Below are 20,349 nucleotides of genomic sequence, written 5' to 3' on the forward strand. Positions count from 1 at the left end.
GCACCGGCCACACTGCTGACACCCCTTCAAACGCTCCGCGCGATCTGCCCATAAACTGCCCGCATGCGCCAGTTTCTCCCCCATCTGCGAGCCGTGTCTCCCCTCATGATCAGCCTTGCCTTGGCGGGCTGCGCCAGCACCACCGGCCCCACCAGCATGCTGGGCTACTACTGGCAGTCGGTGCAGGGGCACATGCAGATCATGCAGGCGGCCGAACCCATCGACCGCTGGATCGCCCGCACCGACATCCCCCCCGCCCTGCGCGAGCGGCTGCAACTGGCGCAGCGCGCCCGCGCCTTTGCCGTGGCCGAGCTGGGCCTGCCTGACAACGCCAGCTACCGCCGCTATGCGGACCTCAAACGCCCCGCCGCCGTCTGGAACGTGGTGGCCGCGCCGCCGTACTCCCTCACGCTGCACACCTGGTGCTTCCCTGTGACGGGTTGCATTGGCTACCGGGGCTACTTCACCGAGGCTGCCGCGCAAGCCGAGGCAGCGGAGCTGGCCGCCCAGGGGCTGGAAGTGGAGGTGTATGGCGTGCCCGCGTATTCCACGTTGGGCTATATGAACTGGGCGGGCGGCGACCCGTTGCTCTCCACCTTTGTCGCCTGGCCCGAGGGCGACTTTGTTCGCCTGCTGTTCCACGAGCTGGCGCACCAGGTGGTCTATGCCAAGAACGACACCTTGTTCAACGAGTCCTTTGCCACGGCGGTGGAGCGCATCGGCGTTGTGCAGTGGCTGGCAACCCAGTCCACCCCGGAGGCCCGCAAGGCCTTTGCCACCAGCGAGGCACGGCGCAGCGCCTTCCGCGCGCTGACCCGCGCCACCCGCGCTCGGCTGGCAGCCATTTATGAACAAAAAGAAGCTCTAGCGCTGGATGATCAAGCGCTAGCAGCTATGAAAAGTGAAGCAATGGAGGCTTTCCGCACCGGTTACGCGGCCCTGCGCACGCAATGGCTGAACACATCCAGCGGGGGGGCACCCCAAGCCACCACCGCCCAGGTGGCGGGCTACGACCGCTGGGTGGCCAAGGCCAACAACGCCAGCTTTGCCGCCCAGGCTGCCTACGATGAACTGGTGCCCGCGTTCGAAGCCCTGTTCGAACGCGAGGGCCGCGACTGGCCCCGGTTTTATGATGCCGTACGGCAACTGACGCAACAGCCCCAGCCACAACGGCACGAGGCACTACGCGCCCTTCTATCTGATACCCACCACCTCAAGGAGACACCCGGTGCCTGACATCCATATCCACCGCGACCACCACCTGGGCTTCAAGGAGGCCCGCAAGGTCGCCTTCTCCTGGGCCGAAAAGGCCGAAGAAAAATTCGACATGGAGTGCACCTACGAAGAGGGCGAGACGGAAGACCTGCTTACATTCACCCGCTCGGGCGTCAAGGGCACGCTGCTCGTGGATGCCCACCAGTTCGAGATGAAGGCGCAGCTGGGCTTTTTGTTCGGCGCGTTCAAGGACCGCATCGAGGCCGAAATTGGTGAACAGCTCGATGCCCTGCTCAACGCACCCCACCCCGGCGCCAAGAAGCCCGCGGCCGACAAGAAGAAGCACGCAGCTGAGACAGGCGCAGACAAGCAGGGTACCAAGGCGGCGGCCAAACCTGCCGCCAAAGCCAAGAAGGCATAGCCACCAGGGCCGTCACCATGACATCCACCGTCACGGACTCTGCCACCCACAGCACGGCATTCGACACCCTCTCCACGCTGCTCCACACCCGCTACAGCTGCCGCGCGTTTCTGCCCGAACCCCTACCGCGCGCCACCATCGAAGCCATCCTGGTCACCGCGCAGCGCACGGCATCGTGGTGCAACGCGCAGCCCTGGCAGCTCACCATCGCCAGTGGCGCCACGCTGGAGCGCCTGCGCGGCGCGCTGCAGTCGCACATGGCCAACGCAGCCCCTGCGCCCGACCTGCCCTGGCCGCGCGAATACCGGGGCGTGTACCAGGAGCGGCGGCGCGAATGTGGCTGGGGCCTGTACGAAGCCCTGGGCATTGCCAAGGGCGACCGCGAAGCCTCCGCGCAACAGGCGGCGCAGAACTTCGCGATGTTCGGCGCGCCGCATGTGGCCATCATCAGCAGCGACGAGGCACTGGGCGTGTACGGCGCGGTGGACTGCGGCGCCTACGTGAGCAGTTTCATGCTCGCCGCGCACAGCCTGGGCGTGGGCTCCATTGCACAGGCCGCGCTCGCGTCCTACCCCGGCGTGCTGCGCGAGGTGCTGGGCATTGGAGAGGACCGCAGCATCGTCTGCGGCATCTCGTTTGGCGTGGCAGATACCGCCCACCCGGCCAACCATTTCCGCACCACTCGCGCCGACCCGGGGAGCAGCGTGGTGTGGAGGGAGTAAATGAGCGCTTCATACGAGCCAGGTGCACGCGTGGCGCTGCAGACCTTTCTCGGGACGACCTACGCCCCCGCAAATTGCCGACCCTCCGATAACTATTGGCTGCTGCTGGGGGCTACCGGCACGGTGCTCACACCGCCAAACGCCGAGAGGCGGATTCTGGTGCGCTGGGATGTTGACATAGCAGGGCATGGCCTCGCTTGCCACAACCCTGAGCCCAACAGCTTGCTCATCGCCGAATCCGATCTAGTGGTGTTGCGTCGGGGCTGACCAGGCCCAGCCCCAACACCTTTGTCAAGCGACGGCTTTGAGCCGGGGAGCGAAGGAGGTGTCCGTTGCGAAGGCCGTTGGTTGCAGCAGCCCAAACAGGTTCTTAGGGTCTGACAGCTGGGGGATGAGTTCGATGGGTTGGCCCATGCCCAGCTCGGTGGCCGCATCGCGCAAGAACCGCAGCGCAGAAAAGTCCTCCAGCGCAAAACCCACGGAGTCGAACACCGTCACCGCCGCATCGCTGGCCCGGCCGGTGTGCTGGCCTGCCAGCACTTCCCACAGCTCGGTCACCCCAAAGTCGGCAGGCAACTGCTGGATGTCGCCTTCGATGCGCGTCTGCGGCGCGTATTCCACAAACACCTGGGCCTGGCGCAACACGTCGGCATGCAGTTCGGTCTTGCCAGGGCAATCGCCCCCCACGGCGTTGATGTGCATGCCGGGCGCCAGCATGTCGGGCGAGAGGATGGTGGCATTGGTCTTGTCGGCCGTCACCGTGGTGACGATGTCAGCACCGCGCACGGCCTCGGCCGTGCTGGTGCAGACCACGGTGCGCAGGCCCGTGCCTTGCAGGTTGGCCTGCAGCTTGGCGGTGGCGGCCGGGTCCGTGTCAAACAGCCGCAGCGTGGTGACGCCCAGCAGGTGGTGGAAGGCCAGCGCCTGGAACTCGCTTTGGGCGCCGTTACCGATCAGCGCCATGGTGCGCGCACCGGGGCGTGCCAGGGCGTGGGCGGCCACGGCCGACATAGCGGCGGTGCGCAGGGCGGTGGTGAGGGTGAGTTCGCTCAGCAGCAGCGGCGCGCCGGTGGCTACATCGGCCAGCACGCCAAACGCCATCACGGTCGGCAAGCCCCAGCGCGTGTTCTTGGGATGGCCGTTGACGTACTTGAACGCATAGGTCTGGTTGTCGGCAATCGGCATGAGTTCGATCACGCCATCGCGCGAGTGGCTGGCCACACGCGCCGATTTGTCGAAGGCGTTCCAGCGCAGGTAGTCGGCATGCAGATAGTCGGCCATGCCGCGCAGGCAAGCCTCGACGCCTTTGCGCTGCACCAACTCGATGACATCGGGCGCACTGAGGTAGAGGGTGGAAAAGTGGTTCTTGGAAGGCATGGTGCTTGTCTCCGGGTGGGATACAAGCAGTGTCCCGGAGCAACGCAGCAATGGGAATTGCCCAAACTGCCGCATGTTGTGGAGTGGTTTGCCTGTATGGCAGAACAAATTGCCACTTTGCACAATCGTCGGCCCCGCGCCATGGGGGCATGGGGGCGCTATCCTCCCGCATCCGGCACATTCCACGCACGTCCGACAACATTCCGCACCATGACGCAACCCCAAGTCCTCATCAGCGAAGTCGGCCCGCGCGATGGCCTGCAGTCCGTCAAAGCCACCATGCCCACGGCCGACAAGCTGCGCTGGATCGACGCCCTGGTGGCCGCCGGGCTGCGCGAAATTGAAGTGGGCTCGTTCGTGCCTGCCCGCCTGCTGCCCCAGATGGCCGATGTGGCCGAGGTGGTGCGCCACGCGCTGACCCACCCTGGCATCACTGTGATGGCGCTGGCCCCCAACCTGCGTGGCGCCGAGGCGGCCCTCGCGGCAGGTGTGCACAAGGTCACGCTGCCGGTGTCGGCCAGCGCCGCCCATTCGCTGGCCAATGTGCGCAAGACGCGCGAGGCCATGGTCGAGGAAGTACGCGCCGTGGCCCACCTGCGCGACGCGCAGGCCCCCGGCATGCTGGTGGAGGTGGGGTTGTCCACCGCCTTTGGTTGCACCCTGCAGGGCGAGGTGCCCGAGGACGACGTGATCTGGCTCGCGAGCCTGTGCGCAGAGGCCGGGGCCGACGAGGTGGGCCTGTCGGACACCACCGGCATGGCCAACCCGGCCCAGGTGCGCCGCCTCTTCACGCGCCTGCGCGCCGAGCTGGGCGCCAAGGCCGGTGCGGCCCACATGCACAACACCCGCGGCCTGGGCCTGGCCAATTGCCTGGCGGCCTACGACGTGGGGGTGCGCACCTTTGATGCGTCGCTGGGCGGCCTGGGCGGCTGCCCCTATGCGCCGGGCGCGTCGGGCAACGTGGTGACGGAAGACCTGGTGTTCATGTTCGAAGCCATGGGCATTGCCACAGGGGTAGACCTGGAGCGCCTGATGGCCGCACGCGCGCCGCTGCAGGCGGGGCTGCCAGGAGAGCCGGTCTACGGCATGACGCCGGAAGCGGGACTGCCCAAGGGGTGGGTCCGGCGTTAGGCACCTTTGCCCCCAAAGCAAAAGGCGACCGAAGTCGCCTTTTGCTTTGGGGTACCGCCGTATCAGCTCAGCGAGGTGATCAGGTCCACATACTGTTGCTTGGCCTCGTCGGCACCCGTGCCCTTGAGCTTTTCCCAAGCGTCCCACTTGGCACGGCCCACCATGTCGGAGAAGCTGGGCTTCTTCTCGGTGTTGTCGCCGGCGGTGGCTTGCTTGTACAGCGCGTAGATCTTGAGCAGCGTGGCGTTGTCGGGACGCTCGCTCAGGTTCTTGGAATTGGCCACGGCGGCTTCGAAGGTGGCGTTGAGGTCGGCCATGTCGGTGTGCTCCTTGAGATCTTTGGGGGAGGGAAAGAACGGTGTCGGCAAGGGTTTGCTGCGTTGTATCTTACGGGCTGAGCACAGTCTGGGACCGCTCAATCCATAGAGGCAAGTCCCCAAAAATCAAACAACAGGTGTACATCCGATGGTGACCCGCATTCCAGCCCCCAGCAAAGCCACTCCGGGCAAAGGCTCCAGCCCCCTGCGCACGATGCGCAACCAGGCCCCCGAGGTGGCGCGCAAGGCCGCCCAGGCCCTGCCCCCAGCCGCCCGCAAGGCCGCCACCGTGGTGCAGAAGAACGTGCGCCGCGCTGCCACCGGCATGCTGGGCCTGTCGGGCGAACGCATGACCAAGGTCGACACCGCCTGGCTGCGCATGGATTCGCACAGCAACCTGATGATGATCAACGGCGTGTGGACCTTGTCGCCCGGCATCACCTGGGACGCCCTGTGTGAGCGCGTTCAGCAGCGCCTGCTGCAGTACCCGCGCTTTCGCCAGCGCGTGGTGGAAGACGCGGCGGGCGCCACCTGGGTGGAGGACCGCAACTTCGACATCGCCGCGCATGTGCTGCGCGAGAAGCTGCCCCACCGACAAGGCCACAGCATGCAGCGCGCCCTGCAAGATCGCGTGGGTGAACTCGCCATGCAGCCGCTCGATACCCGGCGGCCGCTGTGGCAAATGCACCTGATCGAAGATTTTGTAGGTGACGACGGCCAGCCCGGCAGCGCGCTCATCGTGCGCATTCACCACTGCATTGCGGACGGCATTGCGCTGATCTCGGTGACCATGTCCATCGTGGACGGCGGCGCCGAACCGCCCAAGCGCACCCGCAAAGAGCGCGAGCAGGCTGCCACGGCCGAGGACTGGATTGCGGACGCGCTCATCAAGCCCTTTACCGACATGACGGTGAAGGCGCTGGATCTGGCCGGTGACGGCGCAGCCAAGTCGTTCAAGATGCTGAGCGACCCCGAGAAGACCATGCACCATGGGCTGGCTGGCACCATGGACATGGCACGCGTGGCCTACCAGTTGGTGAGCGATGCCGCTGCCCTGGCATTGATGCCCGATGACTCGCCCACGCGCCTGAAGGGCCAGCCCGGTAGCGCCAAGCGCGTGGCCTGGTGCCCGCCGATTCCGCTCGAAGAGGTCAAGGCCATTGGCAAGGCGCTGAACTGCTCCATCAACGATGTGCTGCTGTCGTGCGTGGCGGGCGCCATCGGCGGCTACCTGCGCAGCCAGGGCGACGACCCCACGGGCCAGGAGATCCGCGCCATGATTCCGGTCAACCTGCGCCCCATGGAAGAGGCCTGGAAGCTGGGCAACCGCTTTGGGCTGGTGCCGCTGGTACTGCCGATTGGCGTGGCCAACCCCGTCGAGCGCGTGTACGAGGTGCGCAAGCGCATGAACGCGCTCAAGGGCAGCACCCAGCCCATCCTGGCCTTTGCGATGCTGGCCGTGGCGGGACTGATGATCAAACCCGCGCAGGACGCGCTGCTCAATCTTTTCGGCCGCAAGACCACTGCCGTGATGACCAATGTGCCCGGGCCCAAGGAGCAGCTGACACTGTGCGGCTCACGCGTCACCCAGTGCATGTTCTGGGTGCCGCAGTCGGGCGACATCGGCCTCGGTGTCTCCATCCTGAGCTACGGTGGTGGTGTGCAGTTTGGCGTGATCACCGACACCACGCTCTGCCCCGAGCCGCAGCAGATCATCGACGCGTTTGCGCCCGAGTTTGACCAGCTGTCGCTGCTCACGCTGATGCTGCCCTGGGGCGAGTGAACCGGGGAGCCTCGGTGGTGCTGAGGGCGCGCTTGGTGGACCTTGCCGGGGTGCTGTTGGCCCTGGTCTGCGCGGGCACCGCCCATGCCGCCGTCACGGAAGAACATATCCAGCAGCCCTACCCCGTGCGCGCCCTGCCCGGCGAGACCCTGCGGAAAGCGCTGAACGCCGCCACGCCCATCACCGTCGATGGCCAGCGCTTTCACGGCTACACCCGCTGGAACGTGCGCTGGACCTTTCGCTGGTGGCGCGAGGCATCGGGCCGCTGCGCCATCACCGAGGTGACCACCCGGCTGCGCACCGAAGTGCAATTGCCCGAATTGCGCAGTGGCACGCCCGCCCAGCAGGCGGTTTTCGACCGGTACCTGCGCGCCTTGTCCCGCCACGAACAGGGCCATGTCCAGTTCGGGCGCGATGCGGCGCAGGCCATTGACGAGGGCATTGCCGCACTGCCTGCTGCCCCCGACTGCGCGGCGCTGGAGCGCCGGGCCAACACGCTGGGCCACCGCCTGCTGCGCGAACACGCGGAGCGCGAAAAACAGTACGACCGCGACACGCGGCACGGCGCATCGCAAGGCGCAAGGCTGGAGTGAAAGGCCGGGTCCATCAACAAACGTACAGGCTTGTGCGCTATCCCCGCACCGCGCTGCGAAAGGCCGCCGACAACGCTGCCAGCGCATCGCGCGGGCGACCTTCCTGGTTGCGTGTGTGCAGCAGCACCGGCAGACGCGGCAGCTCAGGCAGCCCCAGGCGGGCACCCACATCCACCGCCCCCAGCGGCAGCATGCGCGGCGCCAGTGCCGCCACGCCCAGCCCGGCCATCACGGCCGCCGCCACGGCCGCAACGCCTCCACCCACAAACACTTCGGCCCAGGCGATGCCCGCAGCGTCCAGCGCCTGCCCCGCCATCGCCCGCACACCGCAGGGCTCGGCCAGCGTGGCCAGGGGCAAGGGCTCGCCCGCACGGTGCTGCCAGCCGGGGGCGGCGAACCAGCCGAAGGGCTCTTCGGCGATCAGCTCGCCATCGCTGCGGCCCACGTGCATGCGGGCCAGTACGGCATCCAGCTCACGCCGGTCGTAGTTTTGCAGCAGGTCGCCCGACGAGCCGATGCGGATCTCGATGAGCAGCTGTGGGTCTTGCTGGTTCATGCGGGCGATCAGCGCGGGCAGCTCCGGCCCGGCCACATGGTCGCTGATGCCGATGGTCAGGCGCTGGCGGGCCTGAGCGAACGTGGCCAGCGCCCGGTCGTGCGCGGCCAGCAGTTCACGCGCATGCTCCAGAAATGCCGCGCCCCGGGCCGACAGCTGCACGTGGCGCGGCGTGCGCTCGATGAGGCGACAGCCCAGCCGGTCCTCCAGCCGCTTGAGCTTCAGGCTCATCGCGGCCTGCGCCGTGCCCATGGCTTCGGCTGCGCGCGTGAAGCTGCCCAGCTCGGCAATGCGCACAAAGGCTTCGACGGCATCCAGATCCAGGGATCGCTCAACCATTTGAATTTGATATTTCTGAAATAGATATCCATAGCATATTCATATGGATAGGATTTCGCCAGCATCTTGTTCAGAAAGGATCTTGCGATGCCCCTCATCCACATTGCCATGCGCGCCGGCAAGCCTGCGGCCTACCGGCAGGCGATCTTTGACACGCTGTACCGCGCCTTGCGCGAGACCTTCAACGTGCCCGAGGACGACCAGTTCATGACCATCACCGAGCACGAAGCCGCGAACTTCCGCTACAGCCCCACCTACCTGGGCGTGGCCCGCAGCGACGACGTAGTGTTCATCCAGATCACCGCCAACAACACGCGCGGCCTGGAGCAGAAGAAGGCGCTGTTTGCGCGCATCGCGCAGCTGCTGGGCGAGAGCCCGGGCCTGCGGCCCGAGGACGTGTTCATCAACATCGTCGAGGTGGCCAAGGAGAACTGGTCCTTCGGCCACGGCCTGGCGCAGTACGCGTGAGGTGATGCGCAGCTCCGGGCAGGCAGGCTATGCGGCCAGGCCCGCCAGCAGGCGCTCCACGCTGCCCAGCACCGCCTTGACCGGCTCGCCCATTTGCACACGCACGATGGCGCCCTCCACCACCAGCGTCACGGCCTGCGCGTCGCGCGCCCGCTGTGCGCCAGGCGGCAGCAGGGTGGCCAGAAGGTCCGTCATCTCATGCTTGTGACGCTGTGCAATCTCCATCACCTCCGGCACCGTGCTGCCCAGCTCGCCCACGCTGTTGATGAAGGCGCAGCCCCGGAAGTCATCGCGGCCAAACCATTCGGCCAGCGTGGCCACCAGCGCATTCAGGCCGGACGCACCACCACGCTTTGCACCCCCATGGCGCTCCAGGGCCGCAGCGAACCATGCGATCCAGCCTGCATGGCGGTATTCAAGATAGGCGCAGATGAGATCGTTTTTGCTGGGGAAATGCCGGTAGAACGTGACCTTGGTGACGCCCGACTCGGCGATCACGCGGTCGATGCCCGTGGCACGGATACCGTCGCGGTAAAACAGCGCGTGCGCGGTCTGCAGCAGGCGGTCGCGGGCAGGCAGGTCTTTCCAGTCAGAAGGCGGCAGGGGAATCATGCGTGCATTGTAGACAAGTCTGTCTACATTTCGCTATGATGCGATGTAGACAGACTTGTCTACCAATTCCTCTTGACCCACAACCCCAAGGTGCTCCCCATGGAAACCCGTCCGCCTCTTCCCCCCTTCTCCCTGCAAACCGCCATCCAGAAAGTGCGCCTGGCCGAAGACGGCTGGAACTCGCGCGACCCGGCGCGTGTGGCCCTGGCTTACACCGAGGACACCCGCTGGCGCAACCGGGCTGAGTTTCCCGTGGGCCGCGAGGCCGCCCGGCAGCTGCTGGAGCGCAAGTGGGCGCGCGAGCTGGACTACCGCCTCATCAAAGAGCTCTGGGCGTTCAGCGGCCACCGCATCGCCGTGCGGTTCGCCTACGAATGGCATGACGACGCGGGCCAGTGGTACCGCAGCTATGGCAACGAGAACTGGGAGTTCAACGATGCGGGTCTGATGGCTGTGCGCCACGCGAGCATCAACGACCGGCCCATCCAGGCCGCAGACCGGCTGTTCTTCTGGCCGCTCGGGCGTCGGCCGGACGACCATGCGGGGCTGAGCGATCTGGGACTGTGAGCCCCAGACCGTGGGCTGCGCGCAGGACACCCGCAGCGCAGCCCGCCATCCGCCCCCTGCACCATCAGGTCACCGAGCAGGTAAAGCTCTCCGCCTTGCTGACGTCACCCGTGCCGTTGTAGCGCGGGAACTTGGGGTACTCGCACACCGGGCGCTGGGCCACTGGTGTGGTGGTGCCGGGTGCGAACTTGGTGGCCACCAGCTTGTCGGGCGCCGTGCCTTTTTCCACCCAGGCGTCCATGGCGGCCAGCAGGTCGATGGAGCGGGGCTCGGTGCCCGCGCCGTCCAGGTCATGCCCGTTGGAGGGCGAGGTGACCATGCGCGCAAAGCTCTGCACCTTGCTGGCGCCCAGGCGCTGCTTCACCGTGTCGAGGTACTCCACCGTGCGGTACATCGACACGCAGGTGTCGCCCGCGCCGTACCAGATCAGCAGCTTGCCGCCGTTGTCGGCAAAGGCAGCAATGTCCGGGTCGGTGCCGTCGATCATCTCGGCCAGGCGGCTGTACTGCGCCTGGTACTGCGTGGGGTCGTGGCTCAGGATGTTGGCGTTGGGGTTGCCCTCCACCAGGCGCGCAGCCGCCGTCACGGCCATATGGTTGAACGAATCGGGGGCATCGAAGCTGGTGCCGAACATGTACGACTGCCAATCGGACGTGGACGCGCCGCCCCGGCCAAAGCGCGGGTAGCCCACTGCGCCGCGCGACAGGGTCACGGGCGTCTTGTGGTCGCTGTAGATGAGGCGGATGGATTCGATCTGACCGGCCGTGAGGCAACTGTCGCTGTCCGCGCCCTGGCACAGCAGCTCGGTGGGCACGTAGTTGCAGGCCTCGACGTTGCCGATGATGCCGTCCTTCAGACCGTCCAGCCCGTCGCACGCGGCCGTCTCGGCCTTGGCGTAGAGCGCGATCTTGGCGGGGCTCATCCAGTTCTCGCGGCTCTTGAAGATGTGGCGCAGCACCGTGGGGCCCAGGTTGACCTGGTGCGCCTGCTGGGCGATGGCGGGCTCCATGGCCACCACGCCGTCGTAGTCCTTGGGGTACTTCTGCGTGGAGATCAGACCTGAGCGCCCGCCGTTGGAATGGCCCATGTGGTAGCGCCGCACAGGGCGCTTGCCGTAGAACTCGGTGGCGATGGCGGTGCCCACCTCCAGCACAAAATGGTTGGCGTCGAACGCATGGTTGCGCAGCGCCACATCGCTCTTGCCCCAGGCAAAACCCTGGATCTGGTGGCCGGAGTCGGAGCTGATCTTCACATACGGATTGGCCGATGGGCCCACCAGCTGCTGGTACCACGGGTCGTCCGTGGGGATAAACCCGTCGAAGCCGCCACCGCCGATGGTCAGCGTCTTGCTGTTCCATTGCGCCAGCGTGGGCAGTTCCACCGCCCAGTTGATGGTGGAGTCGGGCGAGGACACGATCTGCCCGCGCACGATGCACACGTCGGGCAACGTGCCCTCGGCCTTGCGCAGCTCGGTGCGCGTGAGCTTGGCGCCATGGGGCAAGGTGGTTGACGTGTAGGCAGCGCAAGCTTCTGCCAGGGGCTTGCTGGCCAGGGGCGCAGGGGCATCGCCGCCACCGCCGCAGGCCGTCAGCGCCAGGGTGGCTGCGGCGCCCAGGCCGCTCAGCGCACGCGCGGGCCATCGGCCCAAGGGTGCCGCGAGTGCGGTGCGACGGGGTTGCGCCACGGCGGCGCGGGTGGGGTTCGAGAACATGCGGAAAGTCTCCTGTGGTGTGTTTTTCTCAGGAGCCCAGCTTGTGGCGGCAGCGCCACCGCAGTCTCTGGGACTCCGGTGCGGACGATAGAAAAAGAAGCTGCCGCTGCGGCCTCTGCAAATGCAGAGGGAGCGGGAAACTACCGAGCCTGCACGGCAACAGGCGCTCTTAACGCTAGCGGGCCGGAAGGTGCTCTGCGCGTCACGCCCTACGCGTTGCGCAGCGCCGCCACCAGCTCCAGCTTGTTGCGCACGCCCAGCGCTGCGTAGGCGGTGCGCAGATAGGTGCGCACCGTGGCGGGTGTCAGGCCCAGCGTGGCGGCAATGTTCTTGTGCGATTGCCCCTGGGCGTAGAGCATGGCCACACTCAGCTCGCGCGGGGCCAGCACTTGCTTGTGCTGGCGCGAGGCAATGCTGAGCGCCACCAGCGGGCCGCAGGGCTCCAGCCGCAGGCGGCAGGCCTTGCCCAGCACCAGGTTGCAGGGCGCGCCGGGCAGCGCCTGCACCACGGCCGGTGGCAGGCGGGTGCCCGCCCACTCCGGGTAGGCCGCGCGCAAGGCCTGGCTGATGCGTAAGCCCGCAAACAGCAGCTCGCCCGTGAGCTGGGCCAGCGCAAAGCTGTCCCACGGGCGGAGTGGCGAATCGCTTTGCAACCGCTGCAGCCGGTGGTGCCAGTGCTGCAGCAGGTGCAGCACAAACTCGCCAAACAGCACGGTTTCGGCATCGGTGAATTCGCTGCGCGTGGGCGTCCGGTAGACCGAGACAAAAAACAGCAGTCCGCTGTGCGGCAGCTCGGCCGTGAGGGCCATGCAGTGGTACAGGCCGTGCCGCTCTGCGAAGGCCATCACCTGCGGGTCTTCAGGTGGCGCGCCGACCAGGTCGCGCTCGCGGATCACCTCGCCCAGGTGGCGCATGGAATGCTTCGCAAAATCGTCCGCAGCGGCCAGGGCGTTCCACTCGTCGGCAAAGCCCCGGGCCAGGCCGATGCTGCCGTGCAGCCAGTTGCGTGGTGCGGCCTGCACCTCCAGCGCACCGCCCCCTGCGCAAGACTCGCCCGCAGACACCTCGCCCCACCACGCCGAATCAAAAGGCACCAGCCCGCGCAGCGTCTGCAGCGCCTGGTGCAGCAGGTCCTGCGGCGGCGCGTGCTGGACCTGTTCAGCCAGCTTGAGCAGGCTGCGGCTGAGCGCGCGCAGTGGATCGGCTTGCTGCGCTTGCGCTGCCACGTGTGCCACGCTGGGCGGCCTCATGGGCCAGCGTGTTCTGCTGCGTGCGGGATGGGGAGTGTGCGGGGGCGTGGCGCCATAGGGTCTCCTGGTTTTTAGGAACGATGGTAGCCGCCATGCGCCAGCGGCTCCCTCGTAAAAACCAGGCCCATGGACCTGAAATACTATATTTTTTATAGCTACTTGCGCTTTCTGGATAAGCGCCAGGTCCATTTTTTACCAAGTATTCAAGAAACCAGCCCCTCCACCGCCTGGAACATCGACTGCCGCGCCTGGCTGATGATCTGCCCCTTCCAGGCATCGGTGTCGGTGTAGAAGGCAGCCAGCATTTGCGCCTTGATCTGGGCGGCCTTGTCGGCGGGCGTGTCGGGGTGCAGGTTGAGCCACTGCTCGGCACGGATGGCGTTCATCACGTCGAGCACGGGCACCGTGCCGTACTCCATGGCGATGCCGGTGTACTCGGCATGCGGGCATTCGTCGTAGATCGAGGTCCACATCAGGCCGGTGAGGAAGGCCGAGGTGGACGAGCCGTCATAAATGGACGTGACTGGCGTGGCGCCGCCGCCGTCCCACCAGGCCCGCGCGCGGGCCACGGCCACGTCGTCGTCATTGCCCGCATAGATGCGTTCGCCATGGCCGCTGGGGCCCAGGCCGGTGTGCAGGTCGATCCAGGCAATGTGCGACGCACCTGCACCGTGCTGGCGCAGCACCTGGCGCAGCGTGCGGTTGCTCCAGGTGGGCTCGGTGCCGCCAAAGAAGACCCCTTGCGGAAACTCATGCTGGCCTTGCGAGATGGCGGCCTGCCATGCCGCTTCGCCCTTGGTGGCGATGTACTGCTCCACGGCGGCCACGTTGTCGGGGCCGGGTGGCCACTGCTCGGGCAGCAGCAGGGGCTGCACCTCTCGGTAGGCAGTGTTCACGGGCAGGGGCCTTGAAAAGTTCTGGAAGTTGCGGTTCAGGTCCACGTTTTCGTGGGTGAAGCGGCGCACGTGCGAAAAGCCATACGGGTTGAGCGCATGGATATAGAGCGTGGCCACACCGGCGTCGCGCGCCTTCGCACGCCACTCGGCGTCGTGCAGTGCAAACACCTGCACGCCGCTGCCGCAATAGCCTTCGACGCCATGGCAGGCACTGCTCACGATGAGCAGCTTCTTGGCATCGGCCGGGCCGTCGCGCACCACGTCCATGGCCAGGTCTTCACCATCGCGGCCCTTCAGGGGGTGGGCATGTGACTCGATGGGCAGGCCTGCGGTGGCGGCCGCCTCCAGAAACTTTGTACGCGCCTTAGCGTAACTGGGCGAAAACGCGTCAACGAGACCGATCATGGACAGGGACTTTCAGACGGGGGTGGAAACAAAACACCCCGGCGCGCGCGATGGGCGCCAGAGCGGGCATGGCTCGGATCTGTGCGTCAGGCGGCGTCAGCGGGCTGGGCCAGCCACTCCTCGGCCAGCTTGACCCAGTAGGTGGCGCCCAGCGGGATCAGGTCGTCGTTGAAGTCATAGCTCGGGTTGTGCAGCATGCAAGGCCCGCCGCCGTGGCCCATCTCGCGGTGCGCGCCGTCGCCGTTGGCGATGAAGCAGTACGCACCGGGCTTGGCCTGCAGCATGTAGGCGAAGTCTTCGGCGCCCATGGTGGGCTCCTGGGGCAGCACACGCTCCTCACCCACGATGCCCGCCATCACCTTGCGGGCAAATTCGGCCTCGGCGGGCGAGTTGATGGTGGGCGGGTAGTTGCGCACAAACTCGAACTCGCAGGTGGCGTCGTGTGCGGCGCAGGTGTGCTCGGCAATCTGGCGCATGCGCTTTTCGATCAGGTCCAGCACTTCCACGGTGAAGGTGCGCACCGTGCCCTGCAGTTCGACGCTGTCGGGCACCACATTGGTGGCCTCGCCCGCATGGATCATGGTGACCGAGATCACGCCCGCGTCCACCGGCTTCTTGTTGCGGCTGATGATGGTCTGGAAGGTCTGCACCATGCCGCAGGCGATCGGCACCGGGTCGATGCCTGTGTGCGGCAGGGCCGCATGGCCGCCTTTGCCGCGCAGGGTGATCTTGAATTCGCTGGTCGATGCCATGACCGGGCCGGGGCTGACGGCAAAAGTGCCCACCGGCATGCCGGGCCAGTTGTGCATGCCGTACACGGCCTCCATGGGGAACTGCTCGAACAGGCCGTCTTCGATCATCACGCGGGCGCCGCCGCCGCCTTCTTCGGCGGGCTGGAAGATCAGGTACACAGTGCCGTCAAAGTTGCGGTGCTTGGCAAAGTGCTGGGCCGCCGCCAGCAGCATGGCCACGTGGCCGTCGTGGCCGCAGGCGTGCATCTTGCCCTGGTGTTTGCTGGCGTGGGCGAAGGTGTTGAACTCCTGCATGGGCAGGGCGTCCATGTCGGCGCGCAGGCCAATCGCCCGGCCACTGGCGCCACCGTCGCGCCCCTTGACGATACCCACCACGCCCGTCTTGCCCAGCCCCCGGTGGATGGGAATGCCCCATTCGGTGAGCTTTTGGGCCACCACGTCGGCGGTGCGCACCTCTTCAAAGCACAGCTCGGGGTGGGCGTGAATGTCCCGGCGCACCGCTGCAATACTGGCCGCCTGGGTGACGATGGAGTCAATAACGTTCATGATATGTGTCCTTACGATCTCACAGTCTAGCCCGCTGGCCGTCCCTTGCGCCACTCCGGGTTTATTTGCACTGCAACATGACACTCTCCCCCCACGCCCTCGAACTCGCGCAAACCCTGGTGCGCATGAACACCGTCAGCCACCACTCCAACCTGGAGCTGATCCACTTCATCCGCGACCACCTGGCTCGGCTGGGTGTGAAAAGCCGACTGACCTTCAACGACGACAAGACCAAGGCCAACCTGTTCGCCACGCTGGGCGAGGGCAAACCCGCTGGCGTGATCCTCTCGGGCCACACCGACACAGTGCCGTGGGACGGGCAGGACTGGACCATGGACCCACTGAGCGCTCTGGTCAAGGACGGCAATCTGTACGGGCGTGGCAGTGCAGACATGAAGGCCTTCATTGGCATTGCGGTCTCGCACGCCGAGCAATTCCTGAACAGCGACGCGCCCTTCGCCATCCACCTGGCCTTCAGTTATGAGGAAGAGATCGGCTGCTTTGGCGTAAAAGAGCTCATCGCCGACCTGCGCGATGCCAACATCAAGCCCCTGGCCTGCATCGTGGGCGAGCCCACCAGCATGGTGCCCGCCATCGCACACAAGGGCGTGTACCGCTACAAGTGCTGCGTGCGCGGCAAGGAGGCGCATTCGTCCCTCACGCCGCATTCGGTCAACGCCATCGAGATGGCCGCCCGCGTGGTGGGCCGGGTGCGCGACATGGCGGAAGACTTTGAAAAGAACGAGCCCCGCTTTGAGGGCTTCGACGTGCCGTTTTCGACCACCAGCGTGGGCCAGTTCCACGGCGGCATTGCCGACAACGTGGTGCCGCGCGACGCCGAGTTCCGCTACGAGTTCCGCGACCTGCCCACGGCCAATGCTGCGCAGATGCAGTCCGAGGTGGTGGCCTATGCCAAGTCGCTGGAGCCTGCGATGAAGAAGGTGGCGCCCGCAGCAGGCTTTGAATTCGAGACCATCTGCGAGATTCCGAGTTTTCTGGGCAGCAAGGACGACCCGGTGACGCGCCTGGCGCAGGAGCTGAGCGGCGAAAAAAGCACCACGCTGGTGGCCTTTGGCACCGAGGCGGGCCTGTTCAAGAACGCAGGCATCTCCACCGTGGTGTGTGGCCCCGGCAGCATCCAGCAGGCCCACCAGCCCGACGAATACGTGAGCCTGGAACAACTGGCGCGCTGCGAGGCCTTCATGCAAGGTCTGGCGCGCACACGCACACTGGACTGATCGCCTTGCAGATAGATGCCGCAGAGCCCTCCGCCGGGGCCTGCGGCGCTGCAGTCAAGTCCTCACGCGGCCGTCGCCCGTCAGCATGGACATCTCGACAAACTTCGATGCCGCATGGCTCGTAGCGCTGTAGGTGACCGGAAAGCCCGAAATCACCTGGCTGCCCAGCGACTCAATGCCGGTGATCAGGCTCTCGCGGGTGGGCCTTCCGCTGCCCTGGGCCTGGCGCAGGCCTTCAGTGAAGATGCGGGCGGCCAGAAAACCCTCCATGCTGGAGTAGTTGGCCTGCACCTTGTCGCCGCCCTTCTTGATGGCTTCCAGAAACTCGCGGGTAATCTGGCGCGACGGCTGATAGGGCGAAGGTACGACCTGCGACACCACCACACCGGCGCCATCCTTGCCCAGCTCGTCGGCCAGCGCCTGCGTGCCCACGAAAGACACGTTGTAGAACGTGCCGCCAAAGCCCGCCTTGCGCGCTGCGCGCACGAAGGATGCGGCCGAGGCATAGGCAGTGATCTGTACCACGGCATCCGGCTTGGCCGGCACCAGCTTGTCCACAGCCGCTTTCACGTCGGTCGAATTGCGCTCCACCGTGGCAGTGGCCACAGGCGAGAGCTTGAGTTCGGTCAGCGCCTTCGTCACGCCATCGAGGCCGGCCTTGCCGTAGGCGTCGTTCTGGTAGAACACCGCAATCTTCTTGAGGCCGAGGTTGGTGAGCTGGCGCACGATGAGTGCGGTTTCGTCGTAGTACGAGGCGCGCACATGGAAGATCAGCCGGTTGAACGGCTGGCGCAGCGCCTCGGCCCCCGTGAAGGGGCCAAAGAATGGCACTTTTTCCTTGGTGAAGATGGGCATCGCCGCCAGGCTGGTGGGCGTGCCGATGTAACCAAACAGGGCGAACACGTCTTCGGCAATGAGCTTGCGGGTGTTCTCGGCGCAGCGGTCGGGCTCGTAGCCATCGTCCATCGTGCGGATTTCCACCGTGCGCTTGCCCACGCCACCCTGCGCATTGAGCTGGTCGAAAAAGAGCTTGGCACCCAGGTTGAACTGCACGCCCAGCTGCGCGGCGGGGCCCGTGAAGGCAGCAGACTGGCCCAGCACAATCCGGCCTTCACTTTGCGCGTGTGCCAGCTGGAAGCCCCCCAGCGCTGCAGCGCCCAGGCCCACGGAAAACTGTCTACGACCCAATACCGGTTGGTTCATGGTGAAATCTCTGCTCTTGTGAATCGAGGGCGATCCCTCTGCGCTGCCGGTAGGCAGCCTCCTTGGAAGGGTGGCTAGATATGCACAACCGTTCCAACCCTGATTGCCAGTTTAACGATCAACCTACCAAATGCCCACGTCTTCTGCTGCAAATCCCCCTCTATCTGTACCGACTCAGGTGCGCGGCGCCTGCCCCCACGACTGCCCAGACACCTGCGCCCTGTTGACGACTGTAGAGAACGGCGTGGCCACCCGCGTACAGGGCAACCCCGCTCACCCACACACCGACGGCGTGCTGTGCGCCAAGGTGAGCAAGTACACCGAGCGCAGCTACCATCCCGAGCGCGTGCTCACGCCGCTCAAGCGCACGAGCGCCAAGGGGGCCGGCCAGTTCGTGCCAGTGACCTGGGACGAGGCGCTGAGCGACATCGCCCAGCGCCTGCAGGCCATCGCCGCGCGCGCGCCCGAAGCCATCCTGCCCTACAGCTACGCGGGCACCATGGGCATGGTGCAGGGCGAGAGCATGGACCGCCGCTTCTTCCACAAGCTGGGTGCCTCGCAACTGGACCGCACCATCTGCGCATCGGCCGGCGCCGAGGCCTTGGTGCAGACCCTGGGCGGCAAGGTGGGCATGAAGGTGGAGTTCTTCGCCGAATCGCAGCTCATCATCATCTGGGGCAGCAACTCCATCGGCAGCAACCTGCACTTCTGGCGCTACGCCCAGCAGGCCAAGAGGAATGGCGCCAAGCTGGTGTGCATTGACCCCCGCAAGAGCGAGACGGCCGACAAATGCCACGAGCACATTGCCCTGCGCCCCGGCACCGACGCCGCGCTGGCCCTGGCGCTAATGCACGAGCTGATCGCGAACGACTGGCTGGACCACGACTACATCGCCCGCCACACGCTGGGCTGGGACCAGCTGCGCGAGCGTGCACTGCAGTGGCCGCCCGAGCGCGCGGCCGAGGTGTGCGGCATTCCGGTGGAACAGATCCGCCAGCTGGCCAAGGACTACGGTACGACGAAGCCCGTCGCCATCCGCCTGAACTACGGCATGCAGCGTGTGCGTGGCGGCGGCAATGCGGTGCGCGCCGTGGCCTGCCTGCCGGCGCTCACGGGCGCCTGGCGCCACCGAGCGGGCGGCGTGCTGCTGTCCAGCTCGGGCCAGTTCCCCGCGCAGCGCGCCGTGCTGCAGCGACCCGACCTGATGCCCGCCCAGACACCGCGCACCATCAACATGTCCACCATTGGCGACGACCTGCTGCGCGAGGCCTCGCCTGCGTTCGGACCTAAGGTGGAGGCCATCGTGGTCTACAACAGCAATCCCGTGGCCGTGGCGCCCGATTCGGGCAAGGTGGTGCAAGGCTTTGCGCGCGAAGACCTGTTCACGGTGGTGCTGGAGCACTTCCGCACCGACACGGCCGACTACGCCGACTACATCCTGCCCGCCACCACGCAGCTGGAGCACTGGGACGTGCACCTGAGCTACGGCCACACCGACGTGCTGCTCAACCGCCCCGCTATTGCGCCGCAGGGCCAGGCGCGCAGCAACGCACAGATCTTCCGCGACCTGGCGGCGCGCATGGGCTTTGCCGAGCCCTGTTTTGCCGAGAGCGACGAGGCCCTGTGCCGCCAGGCGTTTGGCGACGCAGTGGACTACGCACTGCTCGAAAGCCAAGGCTTTGCCACGCTGGCGCTGCCCGATGCGCCGTTCGCCGAAGGCAACTTCCCATCACCCTCTGGAAAGTGCGAGTTCTACAGCGCCCGCCTGGCCGCCCAGGGCCTGGACGGCCTGCCCGACCACCTGCCCAACTACGAACTGCAGGGCACGGACGCCCGCTACCCGCTGGCCATGATCTCGCCGCCCGCGCGCAACTTCTTGAACTCCACCTTCGTGAACGTGCAGAGCCTGCGCAACATCGAGGGCCGCCCCGTGCTGGAGATCCACCCCGACGATGCCGAAGCACGCGGCATTGCCAACGACGCCGTGGTGCGCGTGTTCAACGACCGGGGCAGCTACCTGTGCCACGCCACCGTGTCGCGCCGCGCACGGCCCGGGGTTGTGAATGGCCTGGGCATCTGGTGGAGAAAGCTGGGGCTGGGCGGCACCAATGTGAACGAGGTCACCAGCCAGGCCCTCACGGACCTGGGCCGCGCGCCGACGTTTTATGACTGCCTGGTGGAGGTGGAGGCCAGTTCGGCGGACACCCTGGCGTTGGCATCCGCCTGATCGCGGGCGTCACCTGCTAA

The 20,349-nt window shown here is 66.3% G+C and carries 20 protein-coding genes; 11 read left to right on the plus strand and 9 right to left on the minus strand.

All coding sequences use genetic code 11. The annotated features are described in order from the left end of the window. Positions 1 to 63: 63 nt before the first annotated feature. The 4 genes from LPA35_RS15155 to LPA35_RS15170 are packed head-to-tail and all read left to right on the plus strand — an operon-like array spanning position 64 to position 2,625. Positions 64 to 1,236, plus strand: coding sequence for an aminopeptidase (locus LPA35_RS15155; protein WP_228897543.1), 1,173 nt, complete (start codon positions 64 to 66; stop codon positions 1,234 to 1,236). Then, complete coding sequence (locus tag LPA35_RS15160) at positions 1,229 to 1,636, plus strand: polyhydroxyalkanoic acid system family protein (protein WP_228897544.1); 408 nt, start codon at positions 1,229 to 1,231, stop codon at positions 1,634 to 1,636. The genes LPA35_RS15155 and LPA35_RS15160 overlap by 8 nt, the downstream gene beginning before the upstream one ends. Before the next feature lie 17 nt (positions 1,637 to 1,653). Then, positions 1,654 to 2,358, plus strand: coding sequence for a nitroreductase (locus LPA35_RS15165; RefSeq protein WP_228897545.1), 705 nt, complete (start codon positions 1,654 to 1,656; stop codon positions 2,356 to 2,358). Continuing rightward, positions 2,359 to 2,625: a hypothetical protein gene (locus LPA35_RS15170; protein ID WP_228897546.1), complete on the plus strand. Its 267-nt coding sequence runs from the start codon at positions 2,359 to 2,361 to the stop codon at positions 2,623 to 2,625. Between the two features lie 24 nt (positions 2,626 to 2,649). Here the strand turns inward: LPA35_RS15170 and LPA35_RS15175 are convergent, their stop codons facing one another. Further along, on the minus strand, positions 2,650 to 3,735 hold the full coding sequence (locus tag LPA35_RS15175) for an ornithine cyclodeaminase (protein ID WP_228897547.1): 1,086 nt from the start codon (positions 3,733 to 3,735) through the stop codon (positions 2,650 to 2,652). A 210-nt stretch (positions 3,736 to 3,945) separates the two neighbouring features. On the opposite strand from LPA35_RS15175, the gene LPA35_RS15180 reads away from it, so the two are divergent. Then, positions 3,946 to 4,866: a hydroxymethylglutaryl-CoA lyase gene (locus LPA35_RS15180; protein ID WP_228897548.1), complete on the plus strand. Its 921-nt coding sequence runs from the start codon at positions 3,946 to 3,948 to the stop codon at positions 4,864 to 4,866. 62 nt (positions 4,867 to 4,928) lie between these two features. Here the strand turns inward: LPA35_RS15180 and LPA35_RS15185 are convergent, their stop codons facing one another. Continuing rightward, on the minus strand, positions 4,929 to 5,183 hold the full coding sequence (locus LPA35_RS15185) for an acyl-CoA-binding protein (protein WP_055397012.1): 255 nt from the start codon (positions 5,181 to 5,183) through the stop codon (positions 4,929 to 4,931). Positions 5,184 to 5,331: 148 nt separating this feature from the next. Here LPA35_RS15185 and LPA35_RS15190 point away from each other — a divergent pair, with 148 nt between their 5' ends. Further along, positions 5,332 to 6,966, plus strand: coding sequence for a wax ester/triacylglycerol synthase family O-acyltransferase (locus LPA35_RS15190; RefSeq protein ID WP_055396977.1), 1,635 nt, complete (start codon positions 5,332 to 5,334; stop codon positions 6,964 to 6,966). Further along, positions 6,963 to 7,559 (plus strand): DUF922 domain-containing Zn-dependent protease, encoded by a 597-nt coding sequence (locus tag LPA35_RS15195; protein WP_228897549.1) that lies wholly within the window; start codon positions 6,963 to 6,965, stop codon positions 7,557 to 7,559. The genes LPA35_RS15190 and LPA35_RS15195 overlap by 4 nt, the downstream gene beginning before the upstream one ends. A gap of 37 nt (positions 7,560 to 7,596) precedes the next feature. On the opposite strand, the gene LPA35_RS15200 is transcribed toward LPA35_RS15195, so the two are convergent. Then, positions 7,597 to 8,454, minus strand: a complete 858-nt coding sequence (locus LPA35_RS15200) for a LysR substrate-binding domain-containing protein (RefSeq protein ID WP_228897550.1) — start codon at positions 8,452 to 8,454, stop codon at positions 7,597 to 7,599. Positions 8,455 to 8,541: 87 nt separating this feature from the next. Between LPA35_RS15200 and LPA35_RS15205 the strand changes: the two genes are divergently transcribed. Then, on the plus strand, positions 8,542 to 8,922 hold the full coding sequence (locus tag LPA35_RS15205; RefSeq protein ID WP_218299007.1) for a tautomerase family protein: 381 nt from the start codon (positions 8,542 to 8,544) through the stop codon (positions 8,920 to 8,922). A gap of 27 nt (positions 8,923 to 8,949) precedes the next feature. Here the strand turns inward: LPA35_RS15205 and LPA35_RS15210 are convergent, their stop codons facing one another. Then, entirely contained in the window at positions 8,950 to 9,534 is a 585-nt protein-coding gene (locus tag LPA35_RS15210) for a TetR/AcrR family transcriptional regulator (RefSeq protein ID WP_228897551.1), read from the minus strand. 99 nt (positions 9,535 to 9,633) lie between these two features. Here LPA35_RS15210 and LPA35_RS15215 point away from each other — a divergent pair, with 99 nt between their 5' ends. Continuing rightward, complete coding sequence (locus LPA35_RS15215) at positions 9,634 to 10,101, plus strand: nuclear transport factor 2 family protein (protein WP_218299009.1); 468 nt, start codon at positions 9,634 to 9,636, stop codon at positions 10,099 to 10,101. 64 nt (positions 10,102 to 10,165) lie between these two features. On the opposite strand, the gene LPA35_RS15220 is transcribed toward LPA35_RS15215, so the two are convergent. From LPA35_RS15220 to LPA35_RS15235, 4 genes are all read right to left on the minus strand, one after another. After that, positions 10,166 to 11,812: a tannase/feruloyl esterase family alpha/beta hydrolase gene (locus LPA35_RS15220; RefSeq protein WP_228897552.1), complete on the minus strand. Its 1,647-nt coding sequence runs from the start codon at positions 11,810 to 11,812 to the stop codon at positions 10,166 to 10,168. Between the two features lie 209 nt (positions 11,813 to 12,021). Next, positions 12,022 to 13,047, minus strand: coding sequence for a helix-turn-helix transcriptional regulator (locus LPA35_RS15225; RefSeq protein WP_228897553.1), 1,026 nt, complete (start codon positions 13,045 to 13,047; stop codon positions 12,022 to 12,024). Positions 13,048 to 13,265: 218 nt separating this feature from the next. After that, entirely contained in the window at positions 13,266 to 14,363 is a 1,098-nt protein-coding gene (locus LPA35_RS15230) for a M14 family metallopeptidase (RefSeq protein WP_228897554.1), read from the minus strand. 86 nt (positions 14,364 to 14,449) lie between these two features. Further along, the gene (locus LPA35_RS15235; protein WP_218299013.1) at positions 14,450 to 15,661 is read right to left on the minus strand and encodes a M20 aminoacylase family protein; all 1,212 of its coding nucleotides are present in this window, start codon (positions 15,659 to 15,661) and stop codon (positions 14,450 to 14,452) included. A gap of 77 nt (positions 15,662 to 15,738) precedes the next feature. Between LPA35_RS15235 and argE the strand changes: the two genes are divergently transcribed. After that, entirely contained in the window at positions 15,739 to 16,899 is a 1,161-nt protein-coding gene (gene argE / locus LPA35_RS15240) for an acetylornithine deacetylase (protein WP_228897555.1), read from the plus strand. A 54-nt stretch (positions 16,900 to 16,953) separates the two neighbouring features. On the opposite strand, the gene LPA35_RS15245 is transcribed toward argE, so the two are convergent. After that, positions 16,954 to 18,102, minus strand: a complete 1,149-nt coding sequence (locus LPA35_RS15245; RefSeq protein ID WP_218299015.1) for an ABC transporter substrate-binding protein — start codon at positions 18,100 to 18,102, stop codon at positions 16,954 to 16,956. Positions 18,103 to 18,232: 130 nt separating this feature from the next. Here LPA35_RS15245 and LPA35_RS15250 point away from each other — a divergent pair, with 130 nt between their 5' ends. Then, positions 18,233 to 20,329: a molybdopterin-dependent oxidoreductase gene (locus tag LPA35_RS15250; RefSeq protein WP_228897556.1), complete on the plus strand. Its 2,097-nt coding sequence runs from the start codon at positions 18,233 to 18,235 to the stop codon at positions 20,327 to 20,329. The last annotated feature ends 20 nt before the right edge of the window (positions 20,330 to 20,349 follow it).

Origin of the sequence: Acidovorax sp. Leaf73 (assembly GCF_916855635.1) — a bacterium.
GTDB lineage: Bacteria > Pseudomonadota > Gammaproteobacteria > Burkholderiales > Burkholderiaceae_C > Acidovorax > Acidovorax facilis.

What these genes read in the sequence shown, in the direction of transcription:
- LPA35_RS15200 (WP_228897550.1), bottom strand. Translation starts at nt 8,454, where the DNA reads ATGGTTGAGCGATCCCTGGATCTGGATGCCGTCGAAGCCTTTGTGCGC.
- LPA35_RS15165 (WP_228897545.1), top strand. Translation starts at nt 1,654, where the DNA reads ATGACATCCACCGTCACGGACTCTGCCACCCACAGCACGGCATTCGAC.
- LPA35_RS15220 (WP_228897552.1), bottom strand. Translation starts at nt 11,812, where the DNA reads ATGTTCTCGAACCCCACCCGCGCCGCCGTGGCGCAACCCCGTCGCACC.
- LPA35_RS15230 (WP_228897554.1), bottom strand. Translation starts at nt 14,363, where the DNA reads ATGATCGGTCTCGTTGACGCGTTTTCGCCCAGTTACGCTAAGGCGCGT.
- LPA35_RS15210 (WP_228897551.1), bottom strand. Translation starts at nt 9,534, where the DNA reads ATGATTCCCCTGCCGCCTTCTGACTGGAAAGACCTGCCTGCCCGCGAC.
- LPA35_RS15170 (WP_228897546.1), top strand. Translation starts at nt 2,359, where the DNA reads ATGAGCGCTTCATACGAGCCAGGTGCACGCGTGGCGCTGCAGACCTTT.
- argE (WP_228897555.1), top strand. Translation starts at nt 15,739, where the DNA reads ATGACACTCTCCCCCCACGCCCTCGAACTCGCGCAAACCCTGGTGCGC.
- LPA35_RS15250 (WP_228897556.1), top strand. Translation starts at nt 18,233, where the DNA reads ATGCCCACGTCTTCTGCTGCAAATCCCCCTCTATCTGTACCGACTCAG.
- LPA35_RS15245 (WP_218299015.1), bottom strand. Translation starts at nt 18,102, where the DNA reads ATGAACCAACCGGTATTGGGTCGTAGACAGTTTTCCGTGGGCCTGGGC.
- LPA35_RS15155 (WP_228897543.1), top strand. Translation starts at nt 64, where the DNA reads ATGCGCCAGTTTCTCCCCCATCTGCGAGCCGTGTCTCCCCTCATGATC.
- LPA35_RS15180 (WP_228897548.1), top strand. Translation starts at nt 3,946, where the DNA reads ATGACGCAACCCCAAGTCCTCATCAGCGAAGTCGGCCCGCGCGATGGC.
- LPA35_RS15190 (WP_055396977.1), top strand. Translation starts at nt 5,332, where the DNA reads ATGGTGACCCGCATTCCAGCCCCCAGCAAAGCCACTCCGGGCAAAGGC.
- LPA35_RS15215 (WP_218299009.1), top strand. Translation starts at nt 9,634, where the DNA reads ATGGAAACCCGTCCGCCTCTTCCCCCCTTCTCCCTGCAAACCGCCATC.
- LPA35_RS15185 (WP_055397012.1), bottom strand. Translation starts at nt 5,183, where the DNA reads ATGGCCGACCTCAACGCCACCTTCGAAGCCGCCGTGGCCAATTCCAAG.
- LPA35_RS15205 (WP_218299007.1), top strand. Translation starts at nt 8,542, where the DNA reads ATGCCCCTCATCCACATTGCCATGCGCGCCGGCAAGCCTGCGGCCTAC.
- LPA35_RS15235 (WP_218299013.1), bottom strand. Translation starts at nt 15,661, where the DNA reads ATGAACGTTATTGACTCCATCGTCACCCAGGCGGCCAGTATTGCAGCG.
- LPA35_RS15175 (WP_228897547.1), bottom strand. Translation starts at nt 3,735, where the DNA reads ATGCCTTCCAAGAACCACTTTTCCACCCTCTACCTCAGTGCGCCCGAT.